The organism is Bacillus sp. FJAT-27245 (assembly GCF_001273955.1).
Lineage (GTDB): Bacteria > Bacillota > Bacilli > Bacillales > Cytobacillaceae > Bacillus_D.
Map to the genome: position 1 here is coordinate 11,684 of NZ_LIGI01000001.1, position 23,157 is coordinate 34,840.

Annotated in this window: 22 protein-coding genes and 1 other annotated feature; all 22 genes read left to right on the plus strand. The window is 47.7% G+C overall.

The annotated features are described in order from the left end of the window. The first annotated feature begins 105 nt into the window (after window positions 1–105). The gene (gene radA / locus ADU24_RS00050; protein ID WP_053364744.1) at window positions 106–1,485 is read left to right on the plus strand and encodes a DNA repair protein RadA; all 1,380 of its coding nucleotides are present in this window, start codon (window positions 106–108) and stop codon (window positions 1,483–1,485) included. 140 nt (window positions 1,486–1,625) lie between these two features. Next, window positions 1,626–2,708, plus strand: coding sequence for a PIN/TRAM domain-containing protein (locus ADU24_RS00055; protein WP_053364745.1), 1,083 nt, complete (start codon window positions 1,626–1,628; stop codon window positions 2,706–2,708). Between the two features lie 55 nt (window positions 2,709–2,763). Continuing rightward, the gene (gene ispD, locus ADU24_RS00060; protein ID WP_053364746.1) at window positions 2,764–3,459 is read left to right on the plus strand and encodes a 2-C-methyl-D-erythritol 4-phosphate cytidylyltransferase; all 696 of its coding nucleotides are present in this window, start codon (window positions 2,764–2,766) and stop codon (window positions 3,457–3,459) included. Window positions 3,460–3,500: 41 nt separating this feature from the next. Next, window positions 3,501–3,983, plus strand: coding sequence for a 2-C-methyl-D-erythritol 2,4-cyclodiphosphate synthase (gene ispF, locus ADU24_RS00065; RefSeq protein WP_053364747.1), 483 nt, complete (start codon window positions 3,501–3,503; stop codon window positions 3,981–3,983). 84 nt (window positions 3,984–4,067) lie between these two features. Next, window positions 4,068–5,525 (plus strand): glutamate--tRNA ligase, encoded by a 1,458-nt coding sequence (gene gltX, locus ADU24_RS00070; RefSeq protein WP_053364748.1) that lies wholly within the window; start codon window positions 4,068–4,070, stop codon window positions 5,523–5,525. Window positions 5,526–5,882: 357 nt separating this feature from the next. Next, on the plus strand, window positions 5,883–6,530 hold the full coding sequence (gene cysE, locus ADU24_RS00075; RefSeq protein ID WP_053364749.1) for a serine O-acetyltransferase: 648 nt from the start codon (window positions 5,883–5,885) through the stop codon (window positions 6,528–6,530). A gap of 1 nt (window position 6,531) precedes the next feature. Then, window positions 6,532–7,929: a cysteine--tRNA ligase gene (cysS, locus tag ADU24_RS00080; RefSeq protein WP_053364750.1), complete on the plus strand. Its 1,398-nt coding sequence runs from the start codon at window positions 6,532–6,534 to the stop codon at window positions 7,927–7,929. Window positions 7,930–7,931: 2 nt separating this feature from the next. Continuing rightward, window positions 7,932–8,360: a Mini-ribonuclease 3 gene (locus ADU24_RS00085; RefSeq protein ID WP_053364751.1), complete on the plus strand. Its 429-nt coding sequence runs from the start codon at window positions 7,932–7,934 to the stop codon at window positions 8,358–8,360. Continuing rightward, window positions 8,353–9,096: a 23S rRNA (guanosine(2251)-2'-O)-methyltransferase RlmB gene (rlmB, locus tag ADU24_RS00090; RefSeq protein ID WP_053364752.1), complete on the plus strand. Its 744-nt coding sequence runs from the start codon at window positions 8,353–8,355 to the stop codon at window positions 9,094–9,096. Before ADU24_RS00085 ends, rlmB begins: the two co-directional genes overlap by 8 nt. A 2-nt stretch (window positions 9,097–9,098) precedes the next feature. Further along, window positions 9,099–9,608 (plus strand): NYN domain-containing protein, encoded by a 510-nt coding sequence (locus ADU24_RS00095; protein WP_053364753.1) that lies wholly within the window; start codon window positions 9,099–9,101, stop codon window positions 9,606–9,608. Window positions 9,609–9,723: 115 nt separating this feature from the next. Next, window positions 9,724–10,329 (plus strand): RNA polymerase sporulation sigma factor SigH, encoded by a 606-nt coding sequence (gene sigH / locus ADU24_RS00100; RefSeq protein WP_442853747.1) that lies wholly within the window; start codon window positions 9,724–9,726, stop codon window positions 10,327–10,329. Between the two features lie 108 nt (window positions 10,330–10,437). Beyond that, window positions 10,438–10,584 (plus strand): 50S ribosomal protein L33, encoded by a 147-nt coding sequence (gene rpmG, locus ADU24_RS22415; protein ID WP_082306759.1) that lies wholly within the window; start codon window positions 10,438–10,440, stop codon window positions 10,582–10,584. Between the two features lie 37 nt (window positions 10,585–10,621). Beyond that, window positions 10,622–10,804, plus strand: coding sequence for a preprotein translocase subunit SecE (gene secE / locus ADU24_RS00105; RefSeq protein WP_053364755.1), 183 nt, complete (start codon window positions 10,622–10,624; stop codon window positions 10,802–10,804). A 417-nt stretch (window positions 10,805–11,221) separates the two neighbouring features. Further along, a complete protein-coding gene (nusG, locus tag ADU24_RS00110) occupies window positions 11,222–11,755 on the plus strand; it encodes a transcription termination/antitermination protein NusG (RefSeq protein WP_053364756.1) in 534 nt (177 codons plus the stop codon). Window positions 11,756–11,975: 220 nt separating this feature from the next. Continuing rightward, the gene (rplK, locus tag ADU24_RS00115; protein WP_053364757.1) at window positions 11,976–12,401 is read left to right on the plus strand and encodes a 50S ribosomal protein L11; all 426 of its coding nucleotides are present in this window, start codon (window positions 11,976–11,978) and stop codon (window positions 12,399–12,401) included. Window positions 12,402–12,585: 184 nt separating this feature from the next. Continuing rightward, complete coding sequence (gene rplA / locus ADU24_RS00120) at window positions 12,586–13,284, plus strand: 50S ribosomal protein L1 (protein ID WP_053364758.1); 699 nt, start codon at window positions 12,586–12,588, stop codon at window positions 13,282–13,284. A 47-nt stretch (window positions 13,285–13,331) separates the two neighbouring features. Beyond that, window positions 13,332–13,476: a sequence feature (ribosomal protein L10 leader region), on the plus strand. Window positions 13,477–13,508: 32 nt separating this feature from the next. Continuing rightward, window positions 13,509–14,009 (plus strand): 50S ribosomal protein L10, encoded by a 501-nt coding sequence (rplJ, locus tag ADU24_RS00125; protein ID WP_053364759.1) that lies wholly within the window; start codon window positions 13,509–13,511, stop codon window positions 14,007–14,009. Between the two features lie 55 nt (window positions 14,010–14,064). Next, on the plus strand, window positions 14,065–14,427 hold the full coding sequence (rplL, locus tag ADU24_RS00130) for a 50S ribosomal protein L7/L12 (RefSeq protein WP_053364760.1): 363 nt from the start codon (window positions 14,065–14,067) through the stop codon (window positions 14,425–14,427). A 63-nt stretch (window positions 14,428–14,490) separates the two neighbouring features. Beyond that, entirely contained in the window at window positions 14,491–15,093 is a 603-nt protein-coding gene (locus ADU24_RS00135; RefSeq protein WP_053364761.1) for a class I SAM-dependent methyltransferase, read from the plus strand. Between the two features lie 297 nt (window positions 15,094–15,390). Further along, the gene (rpoB, locus tag ADU24_RS00140; protein ID WP_053364762.1) at window positions 15,391–18,951 is read left to right on the plus strand and encodes a DNA-directed RNA polymerase subunit beta; all 3,561 of its coding nucleotides are present in this window, start codon (window positions 15,391–15,393) and stop codon (window positions 18,949–18,951) included. Between the two features lie 126 nt (window positions 18,952–19,077). Then, on the plus strand, window positions 19,078–22,671 hold the full coding sequence (gene rpoC, locus ADU24_RS00145; RefSeq protein ID WP_053364763.1) for a DNA-directed RNA polymerase subunit beta': 3,594 nt from the start codon (window positions 19,078–19,080) through the stop codon (window positions 22,669–22,671). A 171-nt stretch (window positions 22,672–22,842) separates the two neighbouring features. After that, entirely contained in the window at window positions 22,843–23,091 is a 249-nt protein-coding gene (locus ADU24_RS00150) for a 50S ribosomal protein L7ae-like protein (protein WP_053364764.1), read from the plus strand. Window positions 23,092–23,157: the final 66 nt, after the last annotated feature.

A 23,157-nucleotide genomic window follows, 5' to 3' on the forward strand; every position in this document is an offset into this window, starting at 1 on the left:
GATCAAGGAGGTTCACGCTTATTTATCTGGCGGTACCTCCTTGTTTTTTTCAACGTCCAGTGCCTTGCGTAAAAAATATAGAATTAGAAGCGGGAGAGGCAAGCGATGGCCAAACGTAAAACGAAATTTATGTGCACAAGTTGCGGATATGAATCGCCCAAATGGATGGGAAAGTGCCCCGGCTGCGGGGAATGGAACAAGATGGTCGAAGAAGTGGAACCAGCCTCGACAGGCAGGAGAGGCGCATTTGCCCATTCCGAAGGCTCAGCAGTTGCCTCAAAAGCCATGCCGATTACTGCAGTTGAAACAGTCAGTGAACCAAGGATTTATACCGAAATGGCCGAACTGAACAGAGTGCTTGGCGGTGGGGTTGTCAAAGGGTCGCTTGTTCTTATAGGAGGCGATCCGGGGATTGGGAAATCGACCCTTCTCCTACAAGTATCCTCCCAACTGGCGAATAAAAGCCATAAAGTCCTATATATCTCAGGGGAAGAGTCGCTCCGCCAAACAAAGCTGCGGGCGGAGAGGCTTGGAGTTGCTTCAGATAATCTTCTGGTGTACTCTGAAACCAATCTCGAAGAAATCAGCAGGACAATTGAACAATCAAATCCTGAATTTGTCATAGTGGATTCGATTCAGACCGTTTTCCATCCGGAGGTTACTTCGGCACCCGGTAGCGTTTCACAGGTTAGGGAATGTACAGCGGAGCTAATGAGAATCGGGAAAACAAAGGGGATAGCCATCTTTATTGTCGGACACGTCACAAAGGAAGGCAATATCGCCGGACCTCGGCTGCTGGAGCATATGGTCGATACCGTCCTTTATTTTGAAGGGGAGCGGCACCATACGTACAGGATTCTCCGTGCTGTCAAAAACCGCTTTGGTTCGACGAATGAAATGGGCATTTTTGAAATGAAGGAAGCCGGCCTGGAGGAAGTCGAGAACCCGTCTGAAATTTTTCTCGAGGAACGTTCGCGCGGTGCGGCGGGCTCTACTGTTGTTGCATCAATGGAAGGGACAAGGCCGGTCCTTGTTGAAATACAGGCGCTCATTTCACCGACAAGCTTTGGGAATCCAAGGAGAATGGCAACAGGAATTGATCATAATAGGGTTCCGCTTTTGATGGCTGTCCTTGAAAAACGGGTTGGGATGCTCCTCCAAAACCAGGATGCCTATTTGAAGGTGGCTGGCGGCGTCAAATTGGATGAACCGGCCATAGATCTGGCGGTTGCAGTTAGCATTGCATCCAGCTTCCGTGATAAACCGACAAGGCCGACAGACTGCATAATAGGTGAGGTTGGGCTCACTGGCGAGGTTAGGCGGGTTTCAAGGATCGAGCAGCGGGTCCAGGAAGCGGCTAAGCTTGGTTTTGAGCGTGTCATTCTTCCCGCAAATAACCTCGGCGGCTGGACAGGTCCGAAAGGCCTGGAGCTGATTGGGGTTTCCACTGTAAGCGAAGCGCTGATAGCCGCACTGGGGGAATAAAGTTGCCTCCATACCTTAAAAGGAGTGCCCTTAAATCAGGGATGCTCGAGCGGGGAAATCTTCCAATTCGGAAAATTGTAGGGTTTATTAAGGTTTCATTTACGGGTTTTTGTTTATAATGATTAAAAGGAGGTGAAGGAATGTTAAAACGAATCGTTCAGGCGTGTTTTCTTATTACCGGGGGGACGCTTGGGATCTTTTTAATTCCACCATTATTGAAAATTATCGGGGCTGAAGGAATTACATTTTTAAATAATTCCTATATGGCAGCCATTATAGGCGCACTTATATTTTATCTTCTAACTTTTTGGGCAATTGAGTATGTAATAGACTTTGTTAAATGGGTTGAAGATACCCTTGTCAGAGTTCCGGTTACCGATGTTCTCTTTGGCAGTCTCGGCCTAATATTTGGCCTGATAGTCGCATTCCTGATCGGCTTTGCCCTGAATGCAATTGAAGTGCCTGTCCTCAATACGGTAGCCCCTATTCTTCTTACCCTTCTTTTTGGGTATTTGGGTTTCCAGGTGGGCTTCAAAAAGCGCGATGAGATGATGAATCTTTTTTCAAGCAAGAAGAAAAAGGCGGCGGAGGAGGAACAGGAAAAGATCCCTGCCCACTCTCTTAAAATATTGGATACGAGCGTTATTATTGATGGGAGAATTGCTGATATTTGCCAGACCGGCTTTCTTGAAGGAACGATTGTGATTCCGCGCTTCGTCCTTGAAGAACTCCAGCATATCGCCGATTCATCGGATGTACTGAAACGGAACAGGGGACGGCGCGGCCTTGATATCCTGAACCGTATCCAAAAGGAAATTGCCATTAATGTTGAAATCAGTGAAACCGATTTTGATGATATCCAGGAAGTTGACAGCAAACTCGTGAAACTCGCGAAAAAAACAGGCGGGATTTTGGTTACAAATGATTTCAACCTGAACAAGGTGAGCGAGTTCCAAAATGTTTCGGTCCTTAATATCAATGACCTTGCCAACGCGGTCAAGCCGGTTGTTCTGCCGGGTGAAGAACTAAGCGTCCAAGTCATAAAGGACGGGAAGGAGCATCACCAGGGTGTTGCGTATCTCGATGATGGTACGATGATTGTCGTCGAGGAAGGCCGTGAATATATCGGCAAACGGATTGATGTCATGGTTACCAGCGTCCTGCAAACTTCTGCTGGACGGATGATTTTTGCAAAGCCAAAGCTATTCGAAAAAGCATTATAAAGCCGTGCAGCCTAATGCATAAATGGACTACTATAAATGTCTGGGGTTTTTTCTTATGAAATATAAAGTGATTCTGCCGGCAGCCGGCCGGGGGAAACGAATGGGAGCCGGAATCAATAAGCTCTTGCTAGAACTTGATGGAATTCCGGTCCTCGTTCATACACTTTTGGTATTCGACGGGGATGTAAATTGCCAAGGCATGGTCCTGGCGGTTAATCCGGAAGAGCAGGATGAGATGGCTAGCCTCCTGCAGCGCTATAATATTAAAAAGCCGATCAAGTTTGCCCAAGGGGGGGCAGAACGCCAACAAAGTGTTTACAGTGGATTAAAGGAAGCAGGCAGTGAAGGAATTGTTCTTGTCCATGATGCTGCCCGTCCATTTATTACAACTGGCCTGATCAGCAGCCTGGTCGAAGCGGCAGAACGGGAGGGCGCTGCCGTTTTGGCAGTCCCGGTAAAGGATACGGTGAAAAAGGTAATTGAAAATCATGTTGCGGAAACGATTGAACGTTCCAGCTTGTGGGCGGTCCAAACCCCACAAGCTTTTCGCATTTCGGTGCTGCTTCAGGCGCATGAAAAGGCCGAGCGTGATGATTTCCTCGGGACGGACGATGCGAGCCTTGTGGAGCGGCTGCCGCATCCCGTTGCTGTCGTTCACGGTGACTACAACAATATAAAGTTGACAACGAGGGAAGACCTTGTTTTTGCAGAAGCGATATTGAAACAGCGCAACTACCGGGACAATAAATAGTTACGGCAACAACAAGTATTTAACGTAAAGGAGATAGAGATATGTTTCGGATTGGACAAGGATTTGATGTGCATCAGCTTGTGGAAGGCCGGCCGCTCATCATTGGGGGGATAACGATTCCCTATGAAAAAGGGCTATTGGGCCATTCGGATGCGGATGTTCTTTTGCATACCGTGGCGGATGCATGCCTTGGGGCAATCGGTGAAGGAGATATCGGAAGGCATTTTCCGGATACGGACGATGCGTTCAAGGATGCCGACTCCGCGAAATTGCTTGAACAAGTTTGGAAGCTGGTAAAGGAACGCGGTTATGAACTGGGCAATGCCGACTGCACTATTATCGCCCAAAAGCCGAAAATGGCTCCCTATGTTGGCGAGATGAAAAAGAGGATTGCCGAGCTGCTTGAAGCCGATCCAAGCCAAGTCAATGTAAAAGCCACAACGACCGAGAAGCTTGGTTTTACCGGCAGGGGCGAGGGAATTGCTTCCCAGGKGGCCGTCCTGCTTCAAAAAAGAGAAGGATAAAGCCCGTCTGGTCTTCCAGCATTTAAGCGACAATGGTAAAATGAAGCTTAAAGAAAATAGAGCAGCACGTTTAGGAGGATTTTTATGTCAAACACAGTTCGAGTGCGGTACGCGCCAAGCCCGACAGGACATTTACATATTGGAAACGCCCGTACAGCATTATTCAACTACTTGTTTGCACGAAGCCAGGGCGGTAAATTTATTATCCGCATCGAGGATACGGACAAGAAGCGTAACATTGAGGGCGGAGAAGAAAGCCAGCTGAAATATTTAAACTGGCTCGGCATCGATTGGGATGAGAGCGTCGATAAAGATGGCGGATACGGCCCTTACAGACAGTCCGAACGGATTGATATTTACAGGAAATATTATACGCGGCTTATAGAAGAAGGCCATGCTTATAAATGCTACTGCACTGAAGAAGAGCTGGAAGCTGAGCGTGAGGAGCAGTCAGCCCGCGGCGAAACCCCTCATTATTCGGGAAAGTGCCGCCATTTAACGGATGAAGAACGGAGCCGCCTCGAAAGTGAAGGAAGACAGCCGAGTATCCGCCTGAAAGTTCCTGCCGGAAAAGTTTATACCTTCAATGACATTGTAAAGGGAGAAGTAACCTTTGAGTCCGAAGGCATGGGCGATTGGGTCATGATTAAAAAAGACGGTACACCGACATACAATTTTGCTGTGGCAATTGACGATCACTTGATGGAAATCACTCACGTCCTTCGTGGTGATGACCATATTTCCAATACGCCAAAGCAATTGATGGTCTATGAAGCACTTGGCTGGGATGCGCCGATTTTTGGCCATATGACCCTCATTGTAAATGAAAGCCGTAAAAAACTTAGCAAGCGGGATGAATCCATCATCCAATTCATTGAACAGTACGATGAGCTTGGCTATTTGCCGGAAGCGCTGTTCAACTTCATCGCCCTGCTTGGCTGGTCTCCGGCAGGGGAAGAGGAAATATTCTCAAAAGAAGAGTTCATTGAGATATTTGATTCTGCAAGACTGTCGAAATCCCCGGCTCTTTTTGATAAGCAAAAGCTTGCCTGGATGAACAACCAGTATATAAAAAAAGCCGATCTTCACAGGCTTGTGGCAATTTCGCTTCCTCACCTTGTCAAAGCGGGGCTTGTTAAAGAGGAATTGACTGGCCAGGAAAGAGAATGGGTTGTCAGCCTGATTGCCCTTTTCCAGGAAAAAATGAACTTTGGCGCCGAAATTGTCGAAATGTCGGATATTTTCTTCCGTGAAGACATCAATCCGGACGAGGAAGCAAAATCTGTTCTTGCCGAGGAACAGGTCCCTGAGGTGCTGAAGGCGTTCCTTGATGAAATCACAAAGCTTGAAGAATTCAAAGCGGAAGGAATCCAGGCTGCAATGAAGGCCGTGCAGAAATCGACAGGCCATAAAGGGAAGAAGCTTTTCATGCCAATCCGCGCTGCTGTAACCGGCCAAACACATGGGCCGGACCTGCCAAAAACGATTGAATTATTAGGCAGGGAAAAGATTCAAAAGAGATTGAGCGATTTAATTAGTTAACAATTGGTCTAAAATGGTATATAATAAACAATAATTCTATATCAGTAAATCAAAGACGGGGAAAAGTAAAAGAACGAAGCTTGAAAGAGAGAACCATCACCGGCTGAAAGTGGTTTAAGCCTCTCGCTTTTTTGAAATGCACCCCAGAGTCCCTCCCGAACCGGCGCAGTCCGCAGTAGGAGCAGGGCGGAACCTGCCGTTACCAGGCTTAAGTTGGGGCCGGACCTCCTTTAAAAGGAGGGGTGCGAAGCCCAAACAGAGTGGAACCGCGCACAAGCGTCTCTGTCTTTATGACAGGGGCGTTTTTTATTTATCCGGAAGATTCACACTTATTTTCCTTGGCAGGGAGGGAGAGAAATGTTCAAAACGTTGAAAGAAGACATCGATGTTGTGTTCGAACAGGATCCGGCCGCAAGAAGCACATTCGAGGTTGTGCTCACGTATTCCGGATTGCATGCCATTTGGGCTCATCGAATTGCCCACGCACTATTCAAGCGGAAGTTCTTCTTTTTGGCTCGTTTGATTTCACAAATAAGCCGTTTTTTTACCGGAATTGAAATACATCCTGGCGCGAGGATAGGACGCCGCTTCTTTATTGACCACGGAATGGGCGTGGTCATAGGTGAAACATGTGAAATCGGGGATAATGTAACTGTATATCAGGGGGTTACTCTAGGCGGCACAGGAAAAGAAAAAGGCAAACGCCATCCGACCATCCATGACAATGCCCTGATTGCCGCGGGTGCAAAGGTACTCGGTTCAATTACAATTGGCGAACATGCAAAAGTGGGTGCGGGCTCGGTTGTTTTGAAGGATGTTCCGGCACATTCAACTGTTGTCGGCATTCCCGGTAAAATTGTCATCCAAAACGGCATTAAAGTCGGCACGAGGCTGGATCATACGGACTTGCCGGATCCAACCGGCGACCGTTTCAAAGAGCTTGAGAAGGAAATTGCAATGCTGAAAGAAGAATTGGAAGCAATCAAAATGAAGGGAGCCAGGTGAGATGGCCATTCAGATTTATAATACATTGACAAGGAAAAAAGAGGAGTTTGTTCCGCTTGAAGAAGGAAAGGTAAAAATGTATGTGTGCGGACCAACCGTATACAACTATATCCATATTGGAAACGCCCGTCCTGCCATTGTGTTCGACACGGTCAGGCGGTATTTCGAATTCCGCGGCTATGATGTGAACTATATCTCAAATTTCACCGACGTTGACGACAAGCTTATACGGGCGGCAAAGGAACTTGGCGAGGACGTTCCTGCAATCGCCGAACGATTCATCGACGCCTATTTCGAGGACGTAACCGCTCTCGGGTGCAAAAGGGCGGACGCTCACCCAAGGGTTACGGAAAGCATGGACATTATCATTGAATTTATTTCGTCATTAATCGACAAAGGCTACGCATACGAATCCAATGGAGATGTTTATTTCCGGACGAGGAAATTTGATGGTTATGGAAAACTTTCACATCAATCGATTGATGAGTTGAAAGTTGGCGCCAGGATTGAGCGGGGTGAGAAGAAACAGGACGCGCTTGATTTTGCTCTCTGGAAAGCAGCGAAGGAAGGCGAAATTTACTGGGAAAGCCCTTGGGGCAAAGGCCGTCCGGGCTGGCATATTGAATGCTCGGCAATGGCGAAGAAATATCTTGGCGACACAATTGACATCCATGCGGGCGGACAGGACTTGGCGTTTCCGCATCATGAAAACGAAATCGCACAGTCGGAGGCGCTGACCGGAAAGACATTTGCCCGCTACTGGATGCATAACGGATATATTAACATTGACAATGAAAAAATGTCGAAATCACTCGGAAATTTCGTCCTCGTCCATGACATCATTAAAAAACATGATCCGCAGGTTCTCCGTTTCTTTATGCTATCGGTCCATTACCGGAATCCGATAAATTACAGCGAAGAGCTGCTTGAAAACACAATAGCCGCATTGGAAAGGCTGAAGACCTCTTACCAAAACCTGAAACACAGGAAGGAATCAAGTACGGGGCTGACGGAAGACAATGGCCAATGGATTACGGAAGTCGAGGCGCTTAGGGAACGATTCATTAAGGAAATGGACGACGATTTTAATACAGCCAATGCTGTTTCAGTCCTGTTTGACCTATCGAAATTGGCCAATCAATATCTCTTGGAAAAGACGACAGCTGTCGAAGTCATTGACCGTTTTACAAAGGAATTCGAGGAACTTTTTGATGTGCTCGGTTTGAATGTTGGCGCTGAAGAACTGCTTGATGAAGAAATCGAAGCCCTGATTGAGAAGAGGAACCAGGCCAGGAAAGACAGGGACTTCAAGCTGTCCGATGAAATTAGGGACCAGCTGAAGGACATGAATATCATTCTCGAAGACACGCCTCAGGGTACAAGATGGAAAAGAGGCTGAGTATGCTCCAATACGAAACAACCATTGACGAAAAACAGCTGAACAGCCTTGCGCTTGCCTATATGGGGGATGCGGTGCTTGAAGTCTATGTCCGGCGCCACCTTCTGCAAAAAGGTACGGTCAAGCCGCACCGTCTCCATGTGGAAGCGACAAAATACGTATCTGCGAAAGCCCAGTCACAAATACTTTTTAGCTTTATGGATGAAGGCCTGCTTTCCGAAAATGAAATGGCTGTAGTGAAAAGGGGCAGGAATGCGAAATCCGGTTCGGTGCCAAAAAATACAGATGTGGTAACCTACAGGCACAGCACTGCCTTCGAGGCACTGATAGGAACTCTCTATTTAGCGGGCAATAATGAGCGGCTTGAAGAGCTTGTTGAAAAAGCATTTGCGTATGTTGAGGGCACGAAAGGAAGGATTAAGGATGAGTGAGGATACAATCGTTGGAAAAAACCCCGTGCTGGAAGCATTAAGGTCAAAACGGGATATCAATAAAATCCTGATCGCTGAAGGTTCGCAGCGCGGCCAAATGCAACAAATTACAGAATTGGCCAAGGAAGCGAATGTCATTGTCCAATATGTGCCAAAGAAGAAAATCGACCAGCTGGCCGAAGGAAACCATCAAGGGGTGCTGGCCTATGTGGCCGCATACCAATATGCCGAGCTGGATGACCTTTTTGATGCGGCAAAGAAGAGAAGCGAGGAGCCGTTTTTTCTGATTCTTGATGAAATCGAGGATCCTCATAATCTTGGCTCCATCATGAGGACAGCCGATGCGGTGGGCGCCCACGGCATCATCATCCCGAAGCGGAGGGCAGTAGGACTTACATCAACAGTTGCAAAAGCATCGACCGGGGCGATTGAATACATCCCTGTTGCCCGGGTTACAAACCTTGCCCGGACAATTGATGAATTGAAAGAGCGCGGCGTCTGGATCGCGGGGACGGATGCGAAAGGAAGCGTGGATTACCGGAAACAGGATTTTACTATGCCGCTTGGGCTCGTCATTGGCAGTGAAGGAAAGGGAATGGGCAGGTTGATTCGTGAAAAATGCGATTTCCTCGTTCATTTGCCTATGGCTGGGAAGGTAACTTCACTGAATGCGTCAGTGGCTGCGGCATTGCTGATGTACGAGGTATACCGCAGGCGCCACCCGCTCGAGGGATAAGGATGGATATCCTTTTAGTTGACGGCTACAACATTATCGGCGCCTGGCCGGAACTTAGGGAATTGAAGGCCCGGGACCTGGCCGCCGCCAGGGACAGGCTGATTGAGTTGATGGCGGAATACCAAGGATACTCCGGCTATCGTGTAATAGTTGTTTTTGATGCCCATTATGTGCAAGGGATAGAAAAGAAATTTAAAAACCATCAAGTCGAAGTCATTTTCACTCGCGAGAATGAATCCGCTGATGAAAGGATTGAAAAGCTGGCTGTCAAACTGGGCAATAGAAAAACACAAATCCATGTAGCTACGTCCGATTTTACAGAACAATGGGTCATTTTTGGACAAGGCGCATTGCGAAAGTCAGCCAGGGAGCTTCTTATCGAAATGGCAGGAATCGAAAGAAAAATTGAAAAAAGCGTAAAGAAAATCCAGGAAAAGAAGCCTGTAACCCGAATTCAGATAAGTGAAGATTTGGCAGAAATTTTCGAAAAGTGGCGCAGAGGCGAAAAATGAACATTGACGCTTAAAAAATACCTACTGTATAATATTTCTAACTATGCATGTGCATGCGAGGGGGATCTCAGTGAGTGTGGATGTAAGGTCGAGGGCAGGCGATGAGTTTCTGATTATGGAAGATGAGGAGATCGTGTTTTTGGTGCACAGCGGCAATAGCGAGGCCCTGGACTACCTGATCCACAAGTATCGCAATTTTGTCAGGGCCAAAGCCAGGTCCTATTTCCTGATTGGTGCCGACAAGGAAGATATTGTCCAGGAAGGCATGATCGGGCTGTATAAGGCAATCCGGGATTTTCGTGACGACAAACTCACTTCCTTCAAGGCATTCGCCGAGCTTTGCATTACGCGGCAAATCATTACGGCGATCAAAACAGCCACCAGGCAAAAGCATATACCGCTGAATTCCTATGTTTCGTTGGACAAGCCGATATTCGATGACGAATCCGACCGGACTCTTATGGATGTCCTGAGCGGAACGAAGGCGACGGACCCGGAACAGCTTATCATAAACCAGGAGGAATTCGACCATATCGAAATAAAAATGAGCGAACTCCTAAGCGACCTGGAGCGGAAAGTCCTTGCTCTTTACCTGGACGGCCAATCGTACCAGGAAATTTCCGAAGAGCTGAACCGCCATGTGAAGTCGATTGATAATGCTCTCCAGCGGGTAAAGCGGAAATTGGAGCGTTATCTGGAAATCCGCGAATATTCCCATTAGGCGTTCTGGAGATTTGTCTTTTCCATGAAACCCTTTACAGTGCTTATTGACAGTTCTTGGTGGGCGTGATACAGTTTTAAGGACAAAAAACTGGCAGCAGGTGACGAAATGACAAAAAAAGCAGTCCTTGCCTGTTCTGTTTGCGGTTCACGGAATTACTCAACAGCAAGCAACCAGGCCAGGGACGAACGTCTGGAACTAAAAAAGTACTGTAAAACCTGTAATGCTTCCACGGTTCACAAAGAAACCCGGTAGGAAGGCAGGAATTGTATATAGATGGAGGTCACGAACAATGCAGCGCATAACGAATTTTTTTCGCGATATAGCTCGTGAAATGAGAAAAGTCAGCTGGCCGAAGAAGGAAGAACTTACCCGTTATACGATAACTGTTATCACGACTGTGGCGATTTTCGCCGTATTCTTTGCGGTGGTCGACCTTGGCATTTCAAAACTGATTCGATTAATTCTTGAATAAACATAACCCGTTCATGGTATAATGGGAAATAATCAAGGAAATTTCTACAAAGCCCGGTTTAACGGGTTTTTTCATTTGGTGTGAGAAAAGCGAAAGCAGCCGTTTAGCGCCGTATGGACTGGAGGGCCCCGATGGAGATAAAGTGAAACTTCCATCAGCGGTGGTTTTCCGCTGATGGTTAGTTGAACGAATCGGACCTTTAGGGACAGTTGCCCTTTAGGGCTTACTGTCCCTTAACGGTGGGATAAAGGAAACACGAAGAGCGAAGCGATTCGATGTTGACTTATCGTAGCGAGGGGACTGAAGTCCACTAGGCGCTGGCTGCTGGAGCTAGACAGTGAGAAAAGCGAAAGCAGCCGTTTAGCGCTGATGGTGAAAAAGAAGATGCAGGGAGGGACGGACTTTTAGTCCTTTAAAATGGAAAAGAATTGGTATGTGGTCCATACGTATTCCGGATATGAAAATAAGGTTAAGGCGAACCTTGAAAAACGCGTCGAATCAATGGGAATGCAAGATAAAATTTTTCGCGTGGTCGTTCCGGAAGAAGAAGAAACAGATTTCAAAAATGGCAAAAAGAAAACAGTCAAACGCAAAGTATTCCCAGGCTATGTACTTGTCGAGATTGTCATGACCGACGATTCATGGTATGTAGTACGGAATACGCCTGGAGTCACAGGTTTTGTTGGTTCGGCCGGGTCTGGTTCGAAACCAACCCCGCTGCTTCCCGAGGAAGTTTCAGTCATCTTAAAGAGGATGGGCGTGGAAGAGAAACGGGTTGATGTCAATTTCGAAATTGGCGAGACTGTCAGGGTCAAGGAAGGGCCATTTACGGATAAGACAGGCATTATTGAAGAAATGGATAAAACGAAGTCGAAGCTCCGTGTACTTGTCGACATGTTTGGCCGCGATACGCCGGTTGAACTCGATTTCTCACAAATTGACAAGTTATAACTGCTCCCGCGGCAACGCAGGATAAAAGAAAAAATTGACTGATAGTGTAAAATAGCTTGAAATCGAACGTGAAAAGTGGTAACATTTCAAAGGTCAGTATGTCTTGGACAGAAAAAACCGGACATTTGTCAAGTTCTTTATGTAAATAAAGGCTTTTGTTATGAGTGGGAGGGGGATACCCCTATTACCACATCACGGACTTTTTAAGGAGGTGTGTCTCGTGGCTAAAAAAGTAATTAAGGTAGTTAAATTACAAATCCCTGCTGGAAAAGCGAATCCAGCGCCACCGGTTGGTCCTGCATTGGGTCAGGCGGGTGTTAACATCATGGGATTCTGTAAGGAATTTAACGCACGTACAGCGGACCAGGCAGGTCTGATCATTCCTGTTGAAATTACGGTTTTTGAAGACCGTTCCTTTACATTTATTACGAAAACTCCTCCAGCTGCAGTTCTTTTGAAAGTAGCAGCCGGAATCCAGTCTGGTTCAGGCCAGCCTAACCGTAATAAAGTAGCAACGGTTAAGCGCGACAAGGTGCGCGAGATTGCTGAACAGAAAATGCCTGACCTGAATGCGGCCAGCGTTGAAGCAGCAATGCGCATGGTTGAAGGTACAGCGCGCAGCATGGGTATCTCAATCGAAGACTAATCCGTGCTGGACTGTTAAGGTATGATGGGGTTGCGTAGCTGATATAATCACACGCAACCTTTGTTCTGTAAGGCGGAAGTCGAGCGGGATGAAATCCGGCTCCGACGCCGGGAACAAGGCGCTTATGCCTTTTCACGTGGGAGGTCCATTCCGTTATAACCACAAATCAAGGAGGATATTTAACATGGCTAAGAAAAGCAGAAAGTATCAAGAAGCCGCTAAGCTTGTCGATCGTACGAAAGCTTATCCGGTAAATGAAGCGATTGAGCTTGCAAAGAAAACAAACTACGCAAAATTCGATGCGACTGTCGAAGTTGCTTTCCGTCTTGGAGTAGATCCGAAAAAAGCTGACCAGCAAATCCGTGGAGCTGTAGTTCTTCCAAACGGAACTGGTAAAACCCAGCGCGTCCTCGTTTTCGCGAAAGGCGAAAAGGCGAAGGAAGCCGAAGCTGCCGGCGCTGATTATGTTGGCGATGCAGAGTATATCAACAAAATCCAACAAGGCTGGTTTGAATTCGATGTAATCGTCGCAACACCGGACATGATGGGTGAAGTTGGTAAGCTTGGCCGTACGCTTGGACCAAAAGGCTTAATGCCAAACCCTAAAACTGGCACAGTTACATTCGATGTAACTAAAGCAGTTAACGAAATCAAGGCTGGTAAAGTAGAATACCGCGTTGACAGGGCTGGTATCATCCATGTTCCAATCGGCAAGGTTTCTTTCGAAGATGAAAAGCTTGTTGAAAACTTCAAGACCATTTTCGACACAATGGTTAAAGTCAAGCCGGCTGCCGCAAAAGGAACTTACATGAAGAGTGTAACAGTTTCTTCTACAATGGGTCCTGGCGTGAAAATTGATCCATCTTCCGTAACAGCGAAATAATTATTGACAACAGCAATAAAGTGTGTTAATATTACTTCTGTTGTTTGAAAATGAATACATTTGTACCGAAGACAGCAGGTGCTGACCAGCTTAAATTAGCCTGCCGAGGGAATGCGATAGAATTAGCCTGTAAAACGGCTTGTTGTATTATGCCTCCATGTCTTCTGGATATGGAGGCTTTTATTTGCCCGGTATAAATGCAGAAATCTATAGGAGGTGTAATTATGAGCAGCGTTATCGAACAAAAGAAATTAATCGTCGATGAAATCGCCGGTAAATTAAAGAACAGCGTAACATCCGTAGTTGTTGACTACCGCGGATTGAATGTTGCCCAAGTAACCGAGCTTCGTAAGCAGCTTCGTGAAGCTGGGATTGAGTTCAAGGTTTACAAAAACTCGATGACCCGCCGTGCGGCAGAGGCTTCCGAACTTGCTGGCCTTAACGAATCGTTGACTGGCCCTAACGCAATTGCGTTCAGTGCGGAAGATGTAGTTGCTCCAGCGAAAATCATCAATGATTTCGCGAAGAAGAACGACGCTTTGGAAATCAAAGCGGGTGTAATTGAAGGGAATGTCGCAACTGCTGAGGAAATCAAGGCACTTGCAGAACTTCCATCACGCGAAGGCTTGCTTTCCATGCTTCTCAGCGTACTGCAGGCTCCTATCCGCAACCTTGCTCTTGCAACAAAAGCTGTTGCAGAACAGAAAGAAGAACAGGGCGCGTAAGCTGACCGTTTTCGCTTTACCATAAAAAACAAACAATTTGAGGAGGAAATAAACAATGACTAAAGAACAAATCATTGAAGCAGTCAAATCCATGACTGTTCTAGAACTTAACGACCTAGTAAAAGCAATCGAAGAAGAATTCGGCGTAACTGCAGCTGCTCCTGTAGCTATGGTTGGCGGCGGCGCTGGCCCAGTTGCTGAAGAGCAAACTGAATTTGATGTAATCCTTGCATCTGCAGGCGACCAAAAAATCAAGGTTATCAAGGTTGTTCGTGAAATCACTGGACTTGGCCTTAAAGAAGCAAAAGACCTTGTTGACAACACTCCGAAGCCAATCAAAGAAGGCGTTTCTAAAGAAGATGCTGAAGCTATCAAAGCTAAGCTTGATGAAGTTGGAGCTAACGTCGAAGTTAAGTAATCAACCAATAAGAAAGCTCGCTGCCTAAGCGGGCTTTTTTCTGCTTTCCTTGGAGGTGGAATGATGGCGGATCATTATTATACAAAAAAGCCGCATGTTGAGAGCGCGCCAAAGCATTGGGAGTATACACTGAGGAACGTTCGTTTCCGGTTCAAGTCCGATACCGGTGTTTTTTCAAAAAATGAAGTCGACTTTGGATCAAGGTTGTTGATCGAAACGTTCGAGTTGCCTGAAATTTCAGGGCCGATCCTTGATGTGGGCTGCGGATATGGTCCAATCGGGCTTGCGATAGCCAAACAATACCCTGAGCGATCCGTGCATATGGTGGATGTAAATGAACGCGCTCTTGAGCTGGCGAGGGAAAACGCGAAGGCGAATGGAGTGGAGAATGCCCTTGTTTATGAAAGTGACAGGCTTACTGGGGTAGAAGTGGGAGGCTTTTCCGCGATCCTAACAAATCCCCCAATCCGAGCGGGCAAAAAAACCGTCCATGATATTTTTACCGAGGCGAAGGAAAAGCTTGTGAATGATGGTGAGCTTTGGGTGGTCATTCAGAAAAAGCAAGGTGCGCCATCAGCCCTGGATAAGCTGAAAGAACTATTCGGGGAAGTGGAAGTAGTCGATAAGGAAAAGGGATACTTTATTATCAGGGCGAAAAATGTTTGACTCGAAAATGCCACTATGTTAATATTATAAAATGCCATCATCTTATTTCTAATACTATCCCAAAATGTCAAGCTTTTTTTGCAAAAAGGATAAAACTTTCTGTGAATAAAGAAAGGAAACTTTTTGTATAAAAATGGTATAGGAAGGAAAAGATGACAAAATAATAGGTTAAAATGTGAAAATTGCGGTTTTTGAGTCAAAAAACCCTTTTTCTTTTTTGTCTGATGCAGGACAACTGTCCGGCTTCAGGCTCCAAATAGATTTACAATACAACTCTTGATTTGAGGGGTGAATCAGTTGACAGGTCAACTAGTTCAGTATGGACGACACCGCCAACGAAGAAGTTACGCGCGAATCAGTGAAGTTTTAGAATTACCAAATCTTATTGAAATCCAAACCTCTTCTTATCAATGGTTTCTTGATGAGGGACTGCGTGAAATGTTCCAGGATATTTCACCGATTGAAGACTTTACTGGTAACCTATCTCTAGAATTTATTGATTATAGCCTTGGCGATCCGAAATATTCCGTTGAGGAATCGAAGGAACGGGATGTAACATATGCGGCACCGCTGCGTGTAAAAGTGCGTCTCGTCAACAAAGAAACAGGGGAAGTAAAGGACCAGGATGTTTTCATGGGCGATTTCCCGCTAATGACAGAAACAGGCACCTTTGTTATAAATGGTGCGGAACGCGTCATTGTTTCTCAGCTGGTGCGCTCCCCGAGCGTTTACTACAGCGGGAAAGTGGACAAAAACGGGAAAAAAGGTTTTACAGCCACCGTTATACCGAACCGCGGCGCATGGCTTGAATATGAAACAGATGCCAAGGATGTCGTATACGTAAGGATAGATCGTACCCGGAAGCTGCCAGTTACGGTTCTTTTGCGTGCACTCGGGTTCGGCTCTGATCAAGAAATCATCGATCTCATTGGCGACAATGAGTATATCCGCAATACTCTCGAAAAGGACAATACCGACAGCATCGAAAAAGCGTTGCTTGAAATCTATGAGAGGCTTCGCCCGGGCGAACCGCCAACGGTGGAAAATGCCAAAAGCCTGCTCATTTCGCGTTTCTTCGATCCGAAGCGATATGACCTGGCAAGTGTAGGGCGCTATAAAATAAACAAAAAGCTTCATATTAAAAACCGTCTGTTTGGACAGCGGCTTGCAGAAGCTTTGGTTGATCCGGAAACTGGCGAGATTATCGCTGAAGTTGGTACGTTGCTCGACCGGAGGAATCTGGACAGGATCATTCCCCACCTGGAAAAAAACATCAACATGTACGGCTACGAGCCAGGGGGCGGGGTTGTGGATGGTGAAATCGTCCTTCAGGGAATTAAGATATTCGCACCAACCGATGATAACGAAAAAGTAATTAATGTTTTGAGCAATGCTTATGTTCCGGAACAGGTAAAGAACATTACCCCGGCAGATATCATTGCTTCAATCAGCTATTTCTTCAACCTGCTTCATGGAGTAGGCGACACTGATGATATCGACCACCTTGGAAACCGCCGCCTGCGTTCTGTAGGGGAACTGCTCCAAAATCAGTTCCGTATCGGGCTTTCCAGAATGGAGCGTGTGGTACGTGAAAGGATGTCCATCCAAGACACTGCCACCATCACTCCGCAGCAGCTGATCAATATCCGTCCGGTTATCGCCTCGATTAAAGAGTTCTTCGGAAGCTCCCAGCTTTCGCAGTTCATGGATCAGACGAACCCGCTTGCTGAATTGACGCATAAACGCCGTCTTTCCGCACTAGGGCCAGGTGGTTTGACCCGTGAGCGCGCAGGCTTCGAAGTTCGTGACGTTCACTATTCCCACTATGGGCGCATGTGTCCGATTGAAACGCCGGAAGGACCGAACATCGGGTTGATTAACTCACTTTCTTCCTACGCGAAAGTCAACCGCTTCGGTTTTATTGAAACACCTTACCGCAGGGTAGACCCGGAAACAGGAAAAGTGACGGACCGAATTGATTACTTGACCGCGGATGAAGAGGACCTTTATGTGGTCGCACAGGCGAACGCAAGGCTTGATGAGGACGGCTCGTTCGTTGATGCCGACATCGTTGCTCGCTTCCGAAGCGATAATACGGTTGTGCCAAGGGAACGCGTTGACTACATGGATGTATCGCCAAAGCAGGTTGTATCCGCTGCGACTGCCTGCATCCCGTTCCTTGAAAACGACGACTCCAACCGTGCCTTGATGGGAGCGAACATGCAACGCCAGGCTGTTCCGTTGATGCAGCCTGAAGCGCCAAGGGTAGGTACCGGTATGGAACACGTTTCTGCGAAAGACTCCGGTGCCGCAGTCATTTGCAAACATGAAGGGATTGTTGAACACGTTGAGGCCCGCGAAGTGTGGGTTCGCCGCGTTAAAGAAATCGATGGCCAGGAAGTAAAAGGAGACCTGGATAAATACAGGATGCTTAAATTCATCCGCTCAAACCAGGGAACCTGTTACAACCAGCGCCCAATCGTTTCCGTAGGCGACAGGGTAACCAAAGGTGAAATACTTGCCGATGGGCCATCCATGGAAAAGGGTGAACTGGCACTTGGCCGGAACGTACTGGTTGCTTTCCTGAACTGGGATGGATATAACTACGAAGATGCGATCATCATGAGTGAGCGCCTCGTCAAGGATGATGTGTATACATCCATCCATATTGAAGAATATGAATCAGAGTCCCGCGATACAAAGCTCGGCCCTGAAGAAATAACACGCGATATCCCGAACGTTGGGGAAGATGCGCTGCGCAACCTTGATGAGCGAGGAATCATCCGTACAGGTGCGGAAGTCAAGGACGGCGATTTGCTTGTTGGTAAAGTTACGCCTAAAGGGGTAACAGAGCTGACTGCCGAAGAGCGTCTGCTTCATGCGATTTTTGGTGAAAAGGCCCGTGAAGTAAGGGATACTTCACTCCGTGTTCCACACGGCGGCGGCGGAATTGTGCTGGATGTTAAAGTGTTCAACCGCGAAGACGGCGATGAGCTTCCTCCAGGCGTAAACCAGCTCGTCCGGGTATACATCGTCCAAAAACGTAAAATCTCCGAAGGGGATAAAATGGCCGGACGCCACGGAAACAAAGGGGTTATTTCCCGAATTCTACCGGAAGAAGATATGCCGTATCTTCCGGACGGCACACCTGTCGACATCATGCTTAACCCACTGGGCGTACCTTCACGTATGAACATTGGGCAGGTGCTTGAGCTCCATCTCGGAATGGCCGCCAGGGCGCTTGGCATCCATGTAGCATCGCCGGTATTCGACGGTGCGACCGAGGAAGATGTATGGGCGACGATTGAAGAAGCCGGCATGGCCCGCGACGCGAAGACTGTCCTATATGACGGCCGGACGGGCGAGCCATTTGACAACCGGGTTTCTGTCGGCGTCATGTACATGATCAAGCTTGCCCACATGGTAGACGATAAGCTGCATGCCCGTTCCACTGGACCGTATTCTCTCGTTACGCAGCAGCCGCTTGGCGGAAAAGCCCAGTTTGGTGGACAGCGTTTCGGGGAGATGGAGGTTTGGGCGCTTGAAGCGTATGGCGCTGCCTATACCCTTCAGGAAATCCTTACTGTCAAATCCGATGATGTGGTCGGCCGTGTAAAAACGTACGAAGCAATTGTAAAAGGCGAAAACGTACCAGAACCAGGTGTTCCTGAGTCGTTCAAAGTATTGATTAAAGAACTTCAGAGCCTAGGGCTTGATGTGAAAATCTTGTCCGGTGATGAAGAGGAAATAGAAATGCGCGACCTTGAAGACGAAGATGATATGCAGCAGGTTGACACATTGACCATTGCTCCTGAAACACAAAGCATCGAGTCTGAAAAAGTAGGTTCAAAAGAGTAACATAGAAAAGCGGAAAAGAAGCTTTTCTGGTTTTAACCATAACCGCCCGGGCGCCATGCACGCGTCCGGGAGCCGGTTGTGTCAGCTACAGGGTAAAACCTGGAGATTAAAAGGGAGGTAGGCCCCTTGCTGGATGTTAATAATTTTGAGTATATGAAAATCGGCCTTGCATCACCGGACAAGATTCGTTCCTGGTCTTTCGGTGAGGTCAAGAAGCCGGAAACAATCAACTATCGTACATTAAAGCCAGAGAAAGACGGCCTTTTCTGCGAAAGGATTTTTGGTCCAACGAAGGACTGGGAGTGCCATTGCGGAAAGTATAAGCGAGTCCGATATAAGGGAGTCGTCTGTGACCGATGTGGTGTTGAAGTGACACGCGCAAAAGTGCGCCGTGAACGGATGGGCCATATCGAGCTTGCAGCACCTGTTTCCCATATTTGGTACTTCAAAGGAATTCCGAGCAGAATGGGGCTCGTCCTTGACATGTCCCCGCGCGCCCTTGAGGAAGTCATCTATTTCGCTTCCTATGTGGTAACGGAATCCGGGGATACAGCCCTTGAAAAGAAACAGCTTTTATCTGAAAAAGAGTACCGCGCATACCGTGAAAAGTATGGCAATAAATTTCAGGCTTCCATGGGCGCCGAAGCAATCCGGAAGCTCCTTCAGGACATTGACCTAAATAAAGAGGCCGATTCCCTCAAAGAGGAATTGAAAACAGCCCAGGGACAAAGGCGCACGCGCGCAATCAAGCGCCTTGAAGTCCTCGAAGCATTCCGTGGATCGGGGAATGAGCCATCCTGGATGGTTCTTGACGTACTTCCTGTCATCCCGCCGGAACTTCGCCCAATGGTCCAGCTGGATGGAGGCCGTTTTGCGACATCCGACCTGAATGACCTATACCGCCGTGTCATCAACAGAAACAACCGCCTGAAGCGCCTGCTTGACCTTGGCGCTCCAAGCATCATTGTCCAAAACGAAAAGCGGATGCTGCAGGAAGCTGTCGACGCGCTGATTGACAACGGCCGCCGCGGCCGACCTGTAACAGGGCCGGGGAACCGCCCGTTGAAGTCCCTTTCCCATATGCTGAAGGGTAAACAGGGACGTTTCCGCCAAAACCTTCTTGGGAAACGTGTTGACTATTCAGGGCGTTCGGTTATTGTAGTAGGCCCGAACCTGAAAATGTATCAATGTGGGCTTCCAAAGGAAATGGCACTCGAATTGTTCAAGCCTTTCGTCATGAAAGAACTTGTTGAAAAGGGCCTTGCCCATAACATTAAATCCGCCAAGCGGAAAATTGAACGCGTCCAGCCTGAAGTCTGGGATGTGCTCGAGGAAGTCATCCGTGAGCATCCAGTCCTTCTTAACCGCGCGCCGACGCTTCACAGGCTCGGCATCCAGGCGTTCGAGCCGACACTTGTCGAAGGACGGGCAATCCGCCTTCACCCGCTCGTGTGTACTGCATACAACGCGGACTTTGACGGAGACCAGATGGCCGTGCACGTACCGCTTTCGGCAGAGGCACAAGCTGAAGCACGCCTTTTGATGCTTGCGGCTCAAAACATTCTTAACCCTAAGGATGGAAAGCCAGTTGTAACACCTTCCCAGGATATGGTATTAGGGAACTATTACCTGACCTTGGAGCGCGAAGGTGCAATTGGTGAAGGGATGGTCTTCAAGGATACGAACGAAGCACTCATCGCCTACCAAAATGGCTATGTCCACTTGCATACACGGGTTGCCGTAAACGCAGGATCGCTGAACAATGAAACGTTTACCGAAGAGCAAAACAAGCAGTTGTTGATGACAACAGTCGGAAAACTTATTTTCAATGAAATTCTGCCGAAATCGTTCCCTTACATTAATGAACCGACAAAGCACAACCTCGAAGTGAAAACTCCGGAAAAGTACTTTGTGGAAAAGGGTGCCGACGTTCGCGCGCTTATCAAGGAAATGCCGCTTGTAGAGCCGTTTAAAAAGAAAATCCTCGGAAACATTATTGCTGAGGTATTCAAGCGATTTAAAATCACCGAAACTTCAAAAATGCTTGACCGCATGAAGGATCTCGGCTTCAAGTATTCGACAAAGGCTGGAATCACGGTCGGTGTGGCCGATATCGTCGTTCTCGGTGAAAAAGAAGAAATCCTTGCCGACGCACAAAGCAGGGTTGACAATGTCCAGAAGCAGTTCAGGCGCGGTTTGATTACCGAAGACGAACGCTATGACCGTGTCATCTCCATATGGAGCCAGGCGAAGGATACAATCCAGGGCAAGCTGATGCAATCCCTGAATAAGACAAACCCAATCTTTATGATGAGTGATTCCGGAGCGCGTGGTAACGCGTCCAACTTTACTCAGCTTGCAGGTATGCGCGGTATGATGGCCAACCCGGCAGGACGGATTATCGAATTGCCGATCAAATCATCCTTCCGCGAAGGTTTGACAGTATTGGAGTACTTCATTTCGACGCACGGTGCGCGTAAAGGCCTTGCCGATACGGCCCTTAAAACGGCTGACTCCGGTTACCTTACACGCCGCCTTGTCGATGTTGCCCAGGATGTCATTGTCCGCGATGACGATTGTGGAACGGACCGTGGTTTAAGGATCCGGGCTTTGAAGGATGGCACCGAAGTCATCGAATCACTCGAAGAACGCTTGATCGGCCGTTATGCTAGAAGGAATATCAAGCATCCTGAAACCGGGGAGATCATTGTTCCGGAAAACGGCCTGATTACGGAAGACCTAGCTGTCGAAGTTACAAAAGCCGGCGTTGAGGAAGTCCAGATCCGATCGGCATTTACGTGCAATACGCGTCACGGAGTATGTAAAAAGTGCTATGGCCGCAACCTTGCGACTGGCCAGGAAGTCGAAGTGGGCGAAGCAGTCGGAATTATCGCTGCCCAGTCCATTGGAGAACCAGGAACCCAGCTTACAATGCGTACGTTCCATACGGGCGGTGTAGCAGGGGACGATATTACCCAAGGTTTGCCGCGTATCCAGGAACTTTTCGAAGCCCGGAATCCGAAAGGGCAGGCAGTCATCGCCGAATTGGAGGGTGTCGTAGTCGGCATCAACGAAGGGCGTGACCGCCAGCAGGAAATCGTCATCCAGGGCGAAGTCGAATCTAGGACATATACAGCGCCTTATACAGCAAGACTCAAGGTCCAAGTCAACGACAGGGTTGAACGCGGCCAAGACCTTACTGAAGGGTCGATTGATCCGAAAGAGCTTCTAAAGATAACCGATGTCGGCACTGTGCAGGAGTACCTGCTTCTTGAAGTACAAAAGGTATATCGGATGCAGGGTGTAGAAATCGGCGATAAGCACATTGAAGTGATGGTCCGCCAGATGCTTCGTAAGATCAGGATCATCGATGCTGGTGAAACAGATGTCCTTCCGGGAATGCTTCTCGATATTCATCAGTTTACCGATGCGAATGAAAAGGCGTTGTCGAACGGCAAAATGCCGGCAACCGGCCGTCCGGTCCTGCTCGGTATCACGAAGGCTTCACTTGAAACGGATTCCTTCCTTTCAGCGGCATCCTTCCAGGAAACAACACGGGTGCTTACCGACGCTGCCATCAAGGGCAAGCGTGATGAGCTTCTCGGCTTGAAGGAAAACGTCATTATCGGAAAGCTCATCCCTGCTGGAACAGGAATGCAGCGTTACCGTAAGGCGGAACCGGTGATCCAAGAGGAAGAAGAAGGTATTACAATCGAATAAGAAGGCCCAGTGCCTCATTATTTCCAAAGACGGCACCAGTCGAAAGCCTGGTGCCGTTTTTAAAGATTTATTTTATAAAAAATACAGCAAGATTAGTTGACATCCATTTTTTATGATGGTAATATAGCAAAGGTGCTCCTATTCACCCTGTAACTTTGGAGGATATGAACGATGTCTTATGAAAAAGTTCTGCAGGCAAGGAAAATCCTGATAGGAACAAAGCAGGCAGTCAGAGCGCTTGAAGAAGGTACCGCCAGTGAACTGGTTATTGCGGAGGATGCTGATCCGAAATTGACGGAAGCAGCCGTTGAAGCAGCCGGAAGACATGGCATACCTGTGCTGCGGGTCGATTCGATGAAAAAACTCGGCAAGGCCAGCGGCATTAAAGTGGGAACTTCTGCTGTCGCCATAATCCGTTGAAAACTGTTTTTGCAGATGCTGCTGCAAGAACTTTGTTTTTGCTCAAAAAAGAACCACCTGGATGTG